This window comes from uncultured Dysosmobacter sp. (assembly GCF_947631165.1).
In the GTDB taxonomy this organism is placed as follows: domain Bacteria; phylum Bacillota; class Clostridia; order Oscillospirales; family Oscillospiraceae; genus Oscillibacter.
The window spans coordinates 57,745-73,308 of sequence record NZ_CANRKH010000005.1; the positions used below are offsets into that span (position 1 = coordinate 57,745).

11 protein-coding genes are annotated in these 15,564 nt (G+C 60.1%); 6 read left to right on the plus strand and 5 right to left on the minus strand.

Features of this window, described 5'->3' with window-relative positions:
- Positions 1–44 precede the first annotated feature (44 nt).
- Positions 45–3,179 carry an S-layer homology domain-containing protein gene (locus tag Q0Z69_RS04135; RefSeq protein WP_298029971.1) on the plus strand — a complete coding sequence of 1,045 codons (3,135 nt, stop codon included), beginning with the start codon at positions 45–47 and terminating at the stop codon, positions 3,177–3,179.
- 68 nt (positions 3,180–3,247) lie between these two features.
- On the opposite strand, the gene Q0Z69_RS04140 is transcribed toward Q0Z69_RS04135, so the two are convergent.
- The 4 genes from Q0Z69_RS04140 to Q0Z69_RS04155 all read right to left on the minus strand — a co-directional run bounded on the left by Q0Z69_RS04140 (position 3,248) and on the right by Q0Z69_RS04155 (position 8,021).
- Positions 3,248–3,748 (minus strand): hypothetical protein, encoded by a 501-nt coding sequence (locus Q0Z69_RS04140; RefSeq protein WP_298029973.1) that lies wholly within the window; start codon positions 3,746–3,748, stop codon positions 3,248–3,250.
- 170 nt (positions 3,749–3,918) lie between these two features.
- Positions 3,919–5,325 carry a sodium-dependent transporter gene (locus tag Q0Z69_RS04145; protein ID WP_298029974.1) on the minus strand — a complete coding sequence of 469 codons (1,407 nt, stop codon included), beginning with the start codon at positions 5,323–5,325 and terminating at the stop codon, positions 3,919–3,921.
- Between the two features lie 347 nt (positions 5,326–5,672).
- Positions 5,673–7,325: a tryptophanase gene (locus Q0Z69_RS04150; protein ID WP_298029976.1), complete on the minus strand. Its 1,653-nt coding sequence runs from the start codon at positions 7,323–7,325 to the stop codon at positions 5,673–5,675.
- A gap of 318 nt (positions 7,326–7,643) precedes the next feature.
- Complete coding sequence (locus Q0Z69_RS04155) at positions 7,644–8,021, minus strand: RidA family protein (protein ID WP_298029977.1); 378 nt, start codon at positions 8,019–8,021, stop codon at positions 7,644–7,646.
- 260 nt (positions 8,022–8,281) lie between these two features.
- Here Q0Z69_RS04155 and Q0Z69_RS04160 point away from each other — a divergent pair, with 260 nt between their 5' ends.
- From Q0Z69_RS04160 to Q0Z69_RS04180, 5 genes are all read left to right on the plus strand, one after another.
- Positions 8,282–8,989 (plus strand): transcriptional regulator, encoded by a 708-nt coding sequence (locus Q0Z69_RS04160; protein WP_298029978.1) that lies wholly within the window; start codon positions 8,282–8,284, stop codon positions 8,987–8,989.
- 24 nt (positions 8,990–9,013) lie between these two features.
- On the plus strand, positions 9,014–9,664 hold the full coding sequence (locus tag Q0Z69_RS04165; protein WP_298029980.1) for a YitT family protein: 651 nt from the start codon (positions 9,014–9,016) through the stop codon (positions 9,662–9,664).
- A 385-nt stretch (positions 9,665–10,049) separates the two neighbouring features.
- Positions 10,050–11,171, plus strand: coding sequence for a D-alanyl-D-alanine carboxypeptidase family protein (locus Q0Z69_RS04170; protein ID WP_298029983.1), 1,122 nt, complete (start codon positions 10,050–10,052; stop codon positions 11,169–11,171).
- A 203-nt stretch (positions 11,172–11,374) separates the two neighbouring features.
- Complete coding sequence (locus Q0Z69_RS04175) at positions 11,375–12,709, plus strand: glucose-6-phosphate isomerase (RefSeq protein WP_298029984.1); 1,335 nt, start codon at positions 11,375–11,377, stop codon at positions 12,707–12,709.
- Positions 12,710–13,365: 656 nt separating this feature from the next.
- The gene (locus Q0Z69_RS04180; RefSeq protein ID WP_298029985.1) at positions 13,366–13,776 is read left to right on the plus strand and encodes a hypothetical protein; all 411 of its coding nucleotides are present in this window, start codon (positions 13,366–13,368) and stop codon (positions 13,774–13,776) included.
- Positions 13,777–13,837: 61 nt separating this feature from the next.
- Here the strand turns inward: Q0Z69_RS04180 and Q0Z69_RS04185 are convergent, their stop codons facing one another.
- Positions 13,838–15,346 carry an S-layer homology domain-containing protein gene (locus Q0Z69_RS04185; protein ID WP_298029986.1) on the minus strand — a complete coding sequence of 503 codons (1,509 nt, stop codon included), beginning with the start codon at positions 15,344–15,346 and terminating at the stop codon, positions 13,838–13,840.
- Positions 15,347–15,564: the final 218 nt, after the last annotated feature.

Consider the following 15,564-nt stretch of genomic DNA (forward strand, 5'->3'; position numbering starts at 1 on the left):
CTCCCGGCGTGCTTCGCAAAAATTTTAAAGGAGGAAAACACCCCATGAAGAAGTTCCTTTCTCTGGTTCTGGCTCTGGTGATGACCATGTCCCTGGTCACTGTCAGCGCCGGCGCCAAGGACTTCACGGACGACGACAAGATCACCTATGAAGAAGCCGTCAACGTGATCTCCGAGATTGGAGTTGTCGACGGTTATACCGACGGCAAGTTCAATCCCACCAACGTCCTGACCCGTCAGGCCGCCGCCAAGATCATCTGCAACATGATCCTTGGCCCCACCACCGCAGCCGAGCTGCACGCGGACACCGCTCCTTATAAGGACGTGCCCGTCACCAGCGATTTCGCTGGCTACATCGCTTACTGCCAGAAGGAAGGCATCATCAGCGGCTATGCCGACGGTTCCTTCCGTCCCGGCAACACCCTGACCAGCTATGCTTTCATGAAGATGCTGCTGGGCGCCCTGGGCTATGACGCCACCGTCGAGCAGTACACCGGCGCCAACTGGTCCATCAACGTGGCCAAGCGCGCCATCAACGCCGGCCTGACCAAGGGCCTGCAGGGCGAGTTCAACGGCATCAAGGCCGTGACCCGTGAAGAGGCCTGCCTGTTTGCGTTCAATACCCTGAAGGCCGACCTGGTGGAGTATGAGACCAGCCTGGGCGTCACCGCCGCTGGCAATCTGACCAGCCTGGCTCAGGCCAAGGCCCAGCAGTGGAACAACTCCGCTACCCGCAAGACCAACATCAAGGATGACGAGTACATCCAGTTCGCCGAGCAGTATTTCCCCAAGCTGGTTCGCGACGATGATACCGATGATTTCGGCCGTCCCTCCAGCGAGTGGAGCTACAATAAGAAGGACATTGGCACCTATGTCAACACCGATCTGCTGACCGCTACCTACACCAAGAAGGTCGAGGGCGGCGACGTTTACAGCGACATTGGATCCAATGCCTGCGAGTTCGATCTGGAGTACTGGGTCGACGGCGTACAGCTGAACAAGGCCGATACCGAGACTGAGGCTGCGAAGCTGGAAAAGAAGAATGACGAGAAGATGTCCTCCACCGGCAAGGGCGTCCTGACCGAGGTCTTTGTGGATGCCGACAAGGAAGAGACCACCATCGTTGTCATCAACACTTATCTGGCCGAGGTTGCCGCCGATTACAGCGAGAAGAACGAAAATGTCCGTCTGGATGTTTATACCAGCGTCAAGAAGGGCACCGCTCCTACCACTCTCTCCACGACTTACACCGTCAGCAGCGATGATGTGGACGGGCTGGAGGACCTGAAGGAAGACGACATGGTCCTGGTCAACATCGCTGACGACGAGGTCGTCATCGTCAAGGATGTTGAGGTGGTTGAGGAAGTTGAGATTACTTCTTACTCCACTGGTTATGCTGATGCGGATTCCAAGGACGATTACAAGCTGACCAAGCTGACCGCTGACGGCACCAAGTATGAGACCGCCGCAAAGGCTTATGAGGACGCTGAGGTCCTGTATGACTATGCTGTTGAGCAGCTGGATGACGCGACCTTCGACCTGTATCTGGATCCCTATGGCTATGTCATTGGTGCCCGTCAGGTCGATGCCGACGATAACTACATGTTCGTGGTCGGCTATGAGAAGAGCAGCTCTTACCTGGCTTCCTCCATTGACGAGGCCCTGGTGATCTTCACCGACGGCACCATGAAGACCGTCGACATCAAGAGCAAGGATTTGGATGAGACCGACGCTGACGCTCTGGACCTGAGCGGTACTCCCGGCGGCAACGCCAACGTCAACCGCTGGTTCACCTACACCGTGAAGAACGATGTGTACAACCTGGAAGAGCTGGTCGAGCGTCAGATCGCCGACACGGAGACCACCAAGCTGGACAAGGAGAACATCTCTGTCCATAACGATGATGATGTTGCCCACGGCAACAACGACTCCGTGTTCATCGCCGTTAAGGTCGATGATGATGTGGATGAGGACGGCTCTATCGTCAAGGTCGAGGACGTTTCCACCGGCATCAAGCACTCTTCTCTGGAAGTCAAGTACAGTGCTGATCTGGGCAACTTTGACGGCGAGGATGACGACGAAATGATCTTCGCCATCTACAACAAGAACGGCTACATCACTTACGCCGTGGTCGTTGGCAAGAGCGCCGGTGCTTCCGAGAAGCTGGTGTATCTGACCTCTAACATCAAGGCCAAGTCCCTGGTGGACGGCGACTACATCTACACCTACGAGGCCATCACCAAGGACGGCGCTGTTGAAGTCCAGTCCTTCGAGGCCAAGGACAATGGTGAGAACCACGATCCTAAGAAGAAGACAAACCTGGAACTGGGCAACCTGTATATGGCTTCCTTCGACAAGGACGGCGTTATCACCGAGATGGAGTTCCTGGAGGATTCCGAGATTCTGCAGACCAAGACTTACAAGGATGACGGCTATGCCCTGACCCGCATTGCGGATGCGCAGGAGCTGTACGCCAAGGGCGACACCCTGTATTATAACCGCACCGATAATAAGCAGTACATCCTGCTGGATGAGGACTGCAAGTTCTTCGTCCGGGCCAGCGACGACGATGAGGACGAGTACGAGGAGTACGGCAACATCAAGTCCGCGCTGAGCGCCATTGGTGAGGACAGCTTCTTTACCGGCGCCATCGCCGCCATCGTTGACGACGTTGGTATTGCCACCGTCCTGATTCTGAACGACACTTATGAGGAGAACGATAAGCAGCCCAGCGGCACTGTTACCGGCAGCGGCGATATGCACGTGGATGACCGCTATGCTCCTGTCTACACCGAGGCTGGTATCAAAGTGACGACCTCCGGCGACACCACCACCATCCTGGTGGACCGCGCCGCTCTGAAGGAGTTCGCCAACAATGAAGCCAATGCGGGCGATGTGGCCTTCATGGAAGGCACTACGCAGCCTGGCTATCTGTGGGTCGGCGTGAACTTCGAGGCTCCCAAGGGCGCTACCGAGGTTGCGGTGAAGGTTGACGGCGCTGAGTCTGAGGATCCTGATTTCCATGACGGCGTTGTGTATGAGTGGTTCAACGTGGCTTCCAAGAGCGGCGAGAGCTGGCTGGTTTCCACCACCGACGCTGAGTGGGAGATTGAGTTGACCTGGACTGTCGGCGAAAAGACGGTCACTGAGACCTACACCGTGGTTCGCGAGATCAAGTAATTAGACAAACGCGTTTCCCATGGCAAAACGAATCCCCGGGCTTTGGCCCGGGGATTCGTTTTGCTCTTTTACTCCTTGACGACCAGAGCAATATAACAGTAGGTAAGCTCTTTGATATTCAACTGTTCGGGCGCATGGTATGAACTGGAACTGGTGGACCACCAGCTTACAGACCGTTCGCCCCAGGTCAAATCGCATCCGCCGTCATTCTTCAAGAGGCCGTAGCCCCAATTTGTGTCCCGCATCAAAATCATGCGGTCGCAGTTATAACCGTTGCGTTCTTGTGGCTGGATAAAAACCAGCATTGGCTTATGGGGAAAAGTCAGTGAGTTGGGATTGTCTTTGCCGGAAGTTCCGGTCCCCACATAGCTCCCGGTGACGAATTGGCAGTTGCCCAGCAGGGCAATGGCCGCGCCCTGGTCCGCCACGGTCTGCGTCAGGGCCTCGTGGGCCTCCCGCTGGGCCGCCAGGGCCGCGTCCAGCGCCGCGTTGTCCCGGTTGAAATCCTCCATCTGTATCCGGTCGTTCCTCTCCCATTGATTCAGTTGAAAATTTTCTGTTTCTTTCATGTTGTCTCCTCCAAATTCAGATTCGGAGTTGACCAGCCCCCATATAGCCTCTCCCCTCTCCCCCCTCTTGCCCCTTTTCGTGCAACACGCGAAAAAAAAGCCCGCCATCCTTGCGGACGGCGGGCCTTTTTCGCTGTCTGTCTGCGCTTTTTGCGTGGGAGCCGGTGGTATCAGCCGATGCCGCCGTAGAAAGCGCCCAGGATCAGGGCCAGCAGGGCGGCGATGCAGTAGACATACTTGCCCAGAGGATAGAAGATGGAGAAGATGGGCTTCTTGGCGCCGTGGTTGACCTCGTCCAGCGCGGTCTCCTTCTTCAGGACCCAGAAGAACATGATGCCGGCGATCATAGCGCCCAGCGGGCAGATGTAAATGGAGACCACGTCCATCCACTGAGAGGTCCAGGGCTGGATCAGCAGGGCCACGATGCAGCCGATCACGCCGATAGTGGCCACGGCGGGCAGGCGCTTCATCTTCAGCTTCTCCTGCAGGAAGGCCACAGGAGCCTCATACAGGTTCACGATGGAGGAAACGCCCGCGAACAGCACGCAGATGTAGAAGACCATTCCCACGATCCGGCCGCCGGGCATGGCGTTGAACACGTTGACCAGATACACGAACATCAGGCCGGGGCCGCCGGAGACGTCCTTGATGCCCTCGCCCAGCACCACCGCCATGGCGGGGATGATGACGAAAGCGGCCAGCAGGGCAGCCATGGTGTCGAACAGGGCCACGTTGCGGGCGGAGCCGGGGATGTCCTCATCCTTGGGCAGGTAGGAACCGTAGATCACGGAGCCGTTGCCCGCCACAGACAGGGAGAAGAACGCCTGGCCGAAAGCAAAGACCCACACCTGGGGATTCAGCAGACCCTTGGGGTCCAGGGTGAAGATGTACTTGTAGCCCTCGCTGGAGCCGGGCAGGGTGAAGATGTAAACGCCCAGGCACACGAACAGGCCGAACAGCAGGGGCATCATGATCTTGTTGGCCTTCTCGATGCCGCTGGCTACGCCCATGGCCATGATGGCCAGGGAGACTACCAGGCCCACGATCAGCCACACGCTGTTGCCCACGCCGAAGATGCCGCCGGAGACCATCATGCCGATGGCTTCGCCCAGGGTCCCGGCCTCGGGAGCCGCGGCGCCGAAGGTGCCGCCGATGGCGCCCATATCGGTGCCGAGGGCATACAGGCTGCCGGAAATGCCCATCCAGCAGTACTTGAAGATCCAGCTCATGACCACGGTGTAGCCGATGGCCAGCATCATGGAGCCGATGATGGGGATAGCGCCGATAGCCTCGCCGATGGTCTTCTTACCGGTGCGCTCCTCCGTGCACATGCCGAAGGCGCCCACGGGGCCGGCGGCTGCGCGGCGGCCCAGAGCGAATTCTTCGATCACGCCGGTGGAGCCGATGAGGACCACGAAAATGAAGTAGGGGAGCAGGAAAGTCAAACCGCCGAACTTTTGTACCATGATGGGGAAGCGCCAGATGTTGCCCATGCCGACAGCAGAGCCGATGCAGGCCAGGATAAAGCCCCATTTGCTCTTAAAACCGTCGCGGTTCTGCAAGGTAGTGTCTGCCATAATTTTCCCTCCGTTTTCAATCTCTATTTCGCGGAGGCGTCCGCCTCCGCCGCTCACAGGGATGAGAACTCGTACCAACAGGCGCTGCACACCGTTTGGGCGGGCCTTTTCCCGCCGCTCCGCATTGTTTTTCCTTGAAATACAACAAGTATTCCTGCGTCGAAACGCATTGACCGACGGGAAAAATCCTCGCCCATCCGGCGTCCCTCGCTTATCGGTACGGATTCTGAAAAAATGAGACCGCCCGCGGAGTTCTATTCATTTTCCGCGGACGGTCCTTTCTCCGCACTCTTTCCACGCGGTGCGGGTTACGCAATATTGTCGGCGGCGTCAGCCGTCAGTGCAGATCAGATCTGATCGGCGGAAGGAGCATAGGGCTCCAGGAAGGCATGGAAGTGACGCATGGGCAGGTTGTGGCCCCAGACGATGCGCATGTTGGGGATGGTGGCGCGGTCCTCATACAGGGCCTTCACAGCGGCGATGACATAGTCCAGGTGCTCCTGGGTCAGGCGGCTGCGGTCGATGGCGAAGCGGACCACGTTGGCAAGCTCCGCCTGCTGCTCGGGAGTCTTCAGGTCATACTCCATGGAGTAGTCGCCCAGCTCGGACACACGGATGCCGTAGCGGCGGATCAGCTCCAGAGAGAAGCCCTCGCCCGCGAAGGTGGTGTGATCCCGCTTGCCGTCGAAGAACTCGTCCATGTTGATGTACACGGCATGGCCGCCGGCGGGCAGCACGACGCCCTTGACGCCGGCCTTGTAGAAGCCCTGAGCCAGGTACTCGCACTGCTGCACGCGCTCGTGCATGTAGTTGAAGTTGCAGGACTCATACAGGCCCACGGCCAGAGCCATGATGTCGCGGCCGCTCATTCCGCCGTAGGAGTCGTTGCCATAGCAGGAGATCTGCTTCACCTTCAGCAGAACGCCCACGTCGGTCTTGACGCTGCCGTCCTCGTTGAAGTCGGAGAACTTCTGCCAGAACAGGCCCTTGTCGCGGAAAGCCAGCATGCCGCCCATGTTGGCGTGGCCGTCCTTCTTGGCGGACATGGTGAAGCCGTCGCAGTAGGAGAACATCTCGGTGGCGATCTCGGCGATGGACTTGTCGGCATAGCCCTCTTCATTCATCTTGATGAAGTAGCAGTTCTCAGCCCAGCGGGCCACGTCAAAGATCAGGGGGATGTCATACTTGTGGGCGACGCGGTTGATCTCGCGGATGTTGGCCATGGAGACGGCCTGGCCGCAGATGGGGTTGTTGGTGATGCAGGTGAAGATCAGAGGCACGTTCTCAGGACCGCAGGCCTGAATCAGCTGTTCCAGCTTGTCGATGTCCATGTTGCCCTTGAACGGGTTCTTCTCATACTTGCCGCCCTCGGGTACCTCATACAGCAGCTCCTTGTGATACAGGTTGCGGGGAACGGAGCCCATCTGCTTGATGTTGCCCTCGGTGGTGTCGAAGTGGCCGTTGGAGGGGATGGTGAACACCTTGCCGGGATGACGGGCGGCCAGGATCTTCTTCACGATCTCCATCAGCACGGACTCAGCGGCACGGCCCTGCTGGATGATGAAGCTGTTGGGGCGCTCCATCTGCGCGGCGCCGCCGTTGAACAGGCCGCCCTCATACTCGCAGAGGTACACCTCGTCCATCATCTTTTCCACATCGCGGCAGTCGGTGCGGACCAGATCGATGATCTTCTTCCAGTTCTTCTCGCCGCCGCGCTCGAAAATGTCGCGGAAGGTGTCCAGCAGCACATAGTAGCCGGTGTTGCGGCCATAGGCCTCGTCGCCCAGGAACAGGGACGCCCACTGGTGGTTGGTCATGGCGGTGGTGCCGGAGTCGGACAGCATGTCGACGGTCAGCATGCCGGAGGGGAAAGCGAACTCGTTGTAGTGGGTCGCCTTCAGGGCGCGCTCGCGCTGCTCAACAGTGACCTCGGGAATGTCACGCACAGCAAAGGTGAAGTGATGGGGAGCGGGTACGTTCAAGGGATACTCTTTAGACATAATACTTTACCTCCATATTTGGCGTCTTGCGCCTTATTTTTTAGGAGATACCCCGGTCGTCGAAAGTAGGGTTCCCAAGCCCCGCCTTGCGCCTAGCGGACAGTATCATTCGCGGGAACGATTTTAAAGAGTCGTGCCGGACCGGCGGAAGATTTAGAACCCGTATTCATAAGCGGGGAATGCCGGATCGGCGGGGGATTTTTCCGCCAGGCGAGGCGCTTTGACGCAGTCATACTTTGTGTATTTCAAGGAAAAGCAACGAAGTATGACGGAAAAAGACCTGCCCAGGCGGCGTTTAACGCTTGTGAATACAGGTTCTTACAGAGCGGCGATGACCTCGATCTCCACCAGGGCGTCCTTGGGCAGGCGGGCGACCTCCACGGCGGAGCGGGCGGGATAGCTGCCCTCGGTGAAGAAGGTGGCGTACACCTCGTTCATGGCGCCGAAGTCGTTCATGTCCTTGAGGAACACGGTGGTTTTGATCACGCTGTCCATGGTCAGGCCGGCTTCCTCCAGAATGGCCTTCACATTGGTCAGGGACTGCTTGGTCTGTGCCTGGATGCCCTCCGGGAAAGCGCCGGTGGCGGGATCGATGGGCAGCTGCCCGGAGGTGATCATGAGGCCGGCGGTCTTCACGGCCTGAGCATAGGGACCAATGGCTGCGGGAGCCTTGGCCGTGCTCACAATGGTTTTCATAGGCGGTGCCTCCTTTTCTTAATTCGCGAGACGATTTTATCAGAATTAAAAAATATTGTCAAGGTTATTTGGAGGAAAACTATATATTTTGTAGAGATATACATTTTTAACAACGGAATTTGTGGCAAATATATATAAATGACGTGAGAAATATTAAGAAAAATTATTACTAAAAATGAGAAAAAATTATTGACAAAATACCGCTCTCTTTTATATAATGATAGCACCAGATCAGATATTCAAAAAAGGAGCGTGAGATCATGGCGGCTGTTCCCAACGCTGTGCTGCAACAATATGTAAAACTGACGGAGTTCTTGGGCCAAGTCTTAGGACCGTCCTACGAGGTCGCCCTCCACGATCTGACCAATAAGGAGCGGTCTATCATCGCCATCGCCAACAACCACATCAGCGGCCGCGAGGTGGGCGCGCCCCTGACCAACATGGCCCTCAGCATCCTGAAGGACAAGAGCTACGAGACCTCGGACTACCGCCTCCACTATTACGGCGTGGCCGTCAACGGCAAGGACCTGCAGTCCAGCACGCTGTTCATCAAGGACCGGGGGCGGCTCATCGGGATGCTGTGCATCAACTTTGATGACAGCCGCTACCGCAGCCTCAGCAATCAGATCATGGGCTTGTGTCACCCGGACATCTTCTGGGAGGACATCCGCCCCAAGACGACGGAGGGCCTTGCCCCCGGCGGCGAGGCGGCCCTGCTGAAGCCGGAGCTGTTCGGCAATTCGCCGGAGGCGGTGACGGCCGACGCCATCAGCCGGGAGCTGAAGCGGCTGGGCATCACAGCGGACCGGCTGACGGCGGAGGAGCGGCTCCGCATCATCGCCGCCCTGGACACCGACGGCATCTTTCTGCTGAAGGGCGCGGTGAAGGACGTGGCCGCTGGCCTGCACTGCTCCCAGGCCAGCGTATACCGTTATCTCTCCCAATTGAAAGACACGGAGACTGCCTGACGTCATGAAAAGGGGGTCATTCCTTTGAATCGGGAATATCCGCGCCGGCTGTTGGTCCTGCTCGGCGGACTGGCGGTCAGCGCCGTGGGCATCACCATGATGCTCCAGGCCAATATCGGGCTGGAGCCTTGGAGCGTTCTGCAGCAGGGCATGTCCAAGAGCTTCGGCATCACCTACGGCACCGCCGCCATGATCGTGGGGGCGGTGGTGGTGGCCGCAGCCTTCCTCTGCGGCGAAAGCTTCGGCCTGGGGACCCTGGCCAACATCTTTGTCTGCCCTCTGTTCATCGACCTGCTGCTGTACCTGGATTGGATCCCCCTGATGGAGTCCCTGCCCGCCGGTCTGGTCATGCTGCTGGCAGGCATGGAGCTGCTGGCCCTGGGCACGTGGCTGTATATGAAGAGCGGCCTCGGCTCCGGTCCCCGGGACGCGCTGATGGTGGTCCTGGCCCGCAAGACCCGCCGCTCCGTGGGCTTCTGCCGCTCCTCGGTGGAGATCCTGGCCATCGCCGTGGGTTTCCTGCTGGGGGGACAGGTGGGCGTCGGCACAGTCATCACCGGCGTGGGCATCGGCCCCCTGTTCAACCTGAACTTCGCCCTGCTGCACTTCCGGGCGGCGGAGGTCCGCCAGGAAAACGTGGCGGAGACCTTTCGAAACCTCTGCGTCCGCCAGTGACTATACCCTCAGTGGACAAAGGGCAGCACGCCTGCCAGCGGCCAAAATCAACGCTGGCGGCGTCATCGTCCTAGGTGGGCGTCAGCCCACCGTCGTCCTCTTTTTTGCCAGCGCCGATTTTTTCCCGCTGGCAGGTCTGTTTTTCGGGAGCAGATTTAGTGGCTGGCAAGGCAGACGAGGCAGCCAGGCTGCCGCCAGGCAACAAGGATAACGCCGCCAGCCGCTCAAGATGCCCTGAAAAACCGTGTTGCCCTTTGTCCACTGAGGGTAAGATAAAACGCCCCGGCGGGCATGTCCCGCCGGGGCGTTTTCCGCCGCATAGCCGCCTGTCATGAATGTCCCGCTCTGCTCATAGAATATCACAACGCTGCAAAGGGGGATCGCCATGAAAAGATTCATCGCACTGCTGTGCGCCATTCTGGCGCTGGGGACCAGCGCCAGGGCGGTGGAGGTGGACGCGCCCTCCGCCCTGCTGATGGAAAAGGAGACAGGTACGGTCCTGTACGCCAAAGACGAACACGCCAAGCTGGAGCCTGCCAGCGTCACCAAGGTCATGACCATCCTGTTGACCATGGAGGCCATCGACAGCGGCCAGCTCTCCTACGACACGGTGGTAACGGCCTCCGCCCACGCCTGCTCCATGGGCGGCAGCCAGATCTGGCTGAAGGAGAACGAGCAGCTGACGGTGGAGGAGATGCTGAAGGCGGTCTGCGTGGTCTCCGCCAATGACTGCGCCGTGGCCCTGGCGGAGCAGCTCGCCGGCAGCGAGGATGCCTTTGTGGAGCGGATGAACCAGCGGGCAAAGGAGCTGGGCATGAACGACACCACCTTCAAAAACGCCACCGGCCTTCCGGCGGAGGGCCACCTCACCTCCGCTCACGACATCGCCCTCATGAGCCGGGAACTGATCAAAAACCACCCGGATATCCGCCAGTACACCACCATCTGGATGGACACTCTGCGGGACGGCCAATCCCAGCTGGTGAACACCAACAAGCTGATCCGCTTTTATGAGGGCGCCACCGGCCTCAAGACCGGCTCCACTGACAGCGCCCGCTACTGCCTCTCCGCCACGGCGGAGCGGGACGGCATGGAGCTGATCGCCGTCATCATGAAGGACGCCACCTCCGCCCAGCGGTTCGAGGATGCCAAGACCCTGCTGAGCCATGGCTTTTCCACCTACGCTCTGAAAAAGATCGTGCCGGAATCGCCGCTGGTGCCCATTCCTGTCCATCTGGGCGCCCAGGCCACAGCCCAGCCGGTGCTGGGCGGTGGCAGCATTCTGCTGCTGGAAAAGTCCAAGGCCGGCAGCCTGGAACAGACCGTGTCCCTGCCGGAGTCCGTGGAGGCTCCGGTGGCCCTGGGGGACCGGCTGGGGACCCTCACTGTCACCTCCAACGGGGAGGTGGTGGCGGAGATCCCTTTGCTGTCCGGCGAGGAGGTGCCCCGGGTCACCTATGGGCAGATGCTGCTGCGGCTGCTGCACATGGCCTTTTTGGCGGATTGACCCAAAGAGCCGTCCGCATTTCGGCGTGTTGCCGACGGTTTTCCCTTGCCGGGAACTTCTGGAAATGATATACTTTTTTTAGGGCGGTTCCGCGCGTTCCGGCAAGCGCCATCTGCCGCAAAGCGCCGCGGGTCCTGCTGCGCACGCCGCCCCAATAGCGCGCGGGCGGATTGATCGCCCCGCAGGAAAGGACGATACGTAAGATGTTGGATGTCAAGCTGTTTGAGATGCAGAGCTTTCTGCCCCCGTCCTATGAAGAGGACCTGCTCCCCCGGCTGAAGGACGCCCAGGAGAAGCTGCAGACCGGCACCGGCGCCGGCAGCGACTTCACCGGCTGGGTCCATCTGCCCAGGGACTATGACAAGGAGGAGTTCGCCCGGATCCAGGCCGCCGCCAAAAAGATCCAGTCCGATTCCCAGGCCCTGGTGGTCATCGGGATCGGCGGCAGCTATCTGGGCGCCCGGGGCGTGGTGGACTGCCTGTGCTCCCCCAACTACAACCTGAAAAAGAAGGATACTCCCAACGTCTACTTCATCGGCAACGGCCTGTCCGCCGATGCCATGGGGGAGGTCCTGGACCTGGTGGCGGACGTGGACTTTTCCGTCAACGTCATCTCCAAGTCCGGCACCACCACAGAGCCTGCCGTGGCCTTCCGCTTCTTCCGGGAGGCCCTGGAAAAGAAATATGGCCGGGAGGAAGCGGGCCGGCGCATCTACGCCACCACCGACAAGGCCCGGGGGGCGTTGAAGTCTCTGGCGGACAGCCAGGGCTGGGAGACCTTCGTGGTGCCTGACGACGTGGGCGGCCGCTACTCCGTCCTTACCGCCGTGGGCCTACTGCCCATCGCCGTGGCGGGCGTGGATATCGAGGCCCTGATGCGGGGCGCGGCTCAGATGATGGACGTGTGCGCGGAGGGCGGGCCTGCCTGCCCCGCCTGGCGGTATGCCGCCGCCCGCTACGCGCTGTATGCCGCCGGCCGTTCCGTGGAGATCCTGGCCTGTTATGATCCCGCTTTCCGCTTCATGAGCGAGTGGTGGAAGCAGCTCTACGGCGAGAGCGAGGGCAAAGAGGGCAAGGGCCTCTTCCCCGCCAGCGTGGATTTCACCGCCGACCTCCACTCCATGGGCCAGTATATCCAGCAGGGCCAGCGGCTGATGCTGGAGACCGTGGTGCGCCTGGGCGCGTCTGCCCGGCAGCTCTGCGTTCCCAGAGACGAGGACGACGGCGACGGCCTGAACTTCCTGGCCGGTGCTTCCATGGACTTTATCCGCGACCGGGCCATGGAGGGGACCCTGCTGGCCCACCACGAGGGCGGCGTGCCCAACCTCATCGTGGAGGCCGACGGCAAGACGCCGGAGGACCTGGGCCAGCTGATCTACTTCTTCGAGTATGCCTGCGGCCTGTCCGGCTACCTGTTGGAGGTGAACCCCTTCGACCAGCCCGGCGTGGAGGCTTACAAGAAAAACATGTTCGCCCTCCTGGGCAAGCCCGGGTATGAGGGCAGGAAGGCTGAGCTGGAGGCCAAACTGAACAAATAATGCCCGCCAATTAAGGCCGGGGCTTGCCCAGGAGCCGCCGCGGATGCGGCGTGCGAGCGTTTTGCCGCAGGCAAAACCTCGGACCTGGCGGAATTCATTTCCGGCAGGTCAAGCAGGATCAGGGGGGTCCCCATGCGGCAAGCCGCATGGGGAGGCAAGCCCGGGTATGAGGGCAGGAAGGCTGAGCTGGAGGCCAAACTGAACAAATAATGCCCGCCAATTAAGGCCGGGGCTTGCCCAGGAGCCGCCGCGGATGCGGCGTGCGAGCGTTTTGCCGCAGGCAAAACCTCGGACCTGGCGGAATTCATTTCCGGCAGGTCAAGCAGGATCAGGGGGGTCCCCATGCGGCAAGCCGCATGGGGAGGCAAGCCCGGGTATGAGGGCAGGAAGGCTGAGCTGGAGGCCAAACTGAACAAATAATGCCCGCCAATTAAGGCCGGGGCTTGCCGAGTGGAAGGCGAGACCGTGGCGATGACCAAAAAGCGGCGCCGGAAGGCGCCGCTTTTTCCCCCAATATCCGGTTTGTCAATACCATATTATGAACAAAATAGAAATTTGCTTTTTTGCATTGTTTTTTCCCCGGCGTTATGATATTCTTAATATCAGCAAAGTGCCGCGCCGGCGCGGCAATAATGAAACGACAGGAGTGATTTACTATGGTCAGACTGATTATGGGCATGAAAGGCTCCGGCAAGACCAAGCAGCTCATCGAACTGATCAACAACGCGGCGAAGGACGAGCCCGGCAACGTGGTTTGCATCGAGGCCAACCGCAACATGACTTATGATATCCACTATCATATCCGTCTCATTGACGCCCAGGAATATAAGCTGAACAACTACGATCTGTTCCGCGGCTTTATCAGCGGCCTGTATTCCGGCAACTACGACATCTCCCATGTGTTCATCGACAATCTGTGCAAGACCGTCGGCCAGCCCGTGGGTCCCGAGACCGAGACCTTCCTGAACTGGCTGGACGCTTTCGGCGAGAAGAACAATATCAAGTTCACCGTCACCATCAGCGCCGATGCCAGCGACGCTACCGAGGGCATGCAGCGCTATCTGTAAACATTGGAAACACAAGCGCCCCATCCATCCGGATGGGGCGCTTTTTTCTGCGGCACAGGCGTCACGCCAGACCGGCCAGCAGCTCCGGCGATACGCCGTCCGCTTCCGCCAGGCAGATCTGGCCCACGCCGAAGCAGCGGGCCAGCTGGACCCGGTCCGCGGCGGCCTGCCGGTCCAGATACCAGACCGTCAGGGGGTCCCGGTCTTCGTTGACGCCGGTGAGATAGGCGCAGCCGTACCGGTCGGAGTAGTAGGCGGCGGTGGTCTCCTCCGCCAGCAGGGCGTCGATCTCCGCGCCGGTCCGGGGGGTGTCCTCCCGGCTGTTGACCCAGGCGGAGCCGGTGGTGGTCATCAGCAGAGACAGCTTTCCGTCCTCCAGGGTGTCCTTCAGCTCACCCAGGGCGTAGTAGATCTCCTCCAGGGGGTCCACCGGCGCCACGGGGAAATCACGGCTCTCCGCCTCATAGGAGGGGACCCGCAGCACCAGATGGTCCACGCAGCTCCCCAGGGTGATATAGTCATAGCCCTGATAGGTGCCGTTCTGCCAGGAGGGGGCCTCCGCCATCAGATAGAGGGGCCTGTCCCCCAGCGCGGTCCGCAGCGACTTTACCAGCCGGGTCAGGGCCAGCTCGCCGCTGCCCTTCAGCTTGGGGATGTCCAAAAACAAACCGTCATAGCCGCCGTTTTCCACGGCGGCAGTCAAGACCGCTGTAGTATCCTGGGTCGTACCGTTCAGGGCGGTGGGGCCTCCCACCACATACAGCAGGGCCTTGCAGCCCGCCTGCCGGACGGCGGCCTGGACGGCGGAGGCGGTCTCCGCCGCCATGGTGGGGGTCACGCGGGTCCCGCCGGCGCTGAGGAGCTTCCCGGCAGGCACGGCGGCGGCCTCAAAGCCGGTCAGGGCCGCCGCGCCGTCCACCGAGGAGATGATGGCGGCCTTGCTCACCGGCCGGTGCAGCTTGTCAAAGAGCCGCATCAGGATCACCGCCGCCTGCTCCCGGGTAGCGGTCTTTTCCGGGGAAAAGGCGGTGACGGAGGTGCCGTCCATCAGGCCCAGGTCGGAGGCCATCACGATATATCCGGCGTTGGTCTTTACATCCCGGAAGGTGATGGGCAGCTCCTGGGCCAGCCCCGCCAGGGGCGTATAGCCCAAAGCCTGCACCAGCATCACCGCCAGCTCCTCCCGCGTGATCGCGTCGTCCGGACGGAAGTCCGCCTGCTGCTTCGTCAGCGCGCCGTGGTCGTAGGCGGCCTGTACCGCGCCGGCATACCAGGCGCTCACCGGCACGTCCTCATAGACAGGCTGCTGGGGCTTTGGGGTCTCCCAGCCGAAAAACCGGCACAGCACCACCGCGAAGGCAGACCGGGTCATGGAGTGGCCCACGCCAAATCTGGAGGCGCTCTCCCCGTTGAAAAAGCCCAGTTCTACACAGCGCTGGATCTCCGCGGCGGCCCAGTGTCCCTTGGGCACATCCCGGAACGCGGCGGCGGAGGCGGGCGCGGCCAGTCCGCCCGCCAGCATGGCGCAAAGCGCCAGACAGGCCAGAGCCTGCCGTAAGTGTCGTTTCATCCCTTAAACGCTCCTTTATAATCAAATAACTTGAAAAGCGGCAAACTCGCTTTTCGGGCGTCATAGCGCACACACGCTGTGACAGGCTGCTTTGCAGCCTTGATTTGGATTTTATAGTCAGCCGCTGCGCGCGGCGGGCGTTGCCCGTTTGAAAAAATAGCGCTGCTATTTTTCGAGTCCGCTGATGATACGGGTCAAATCTTGGATATTGTATCAGA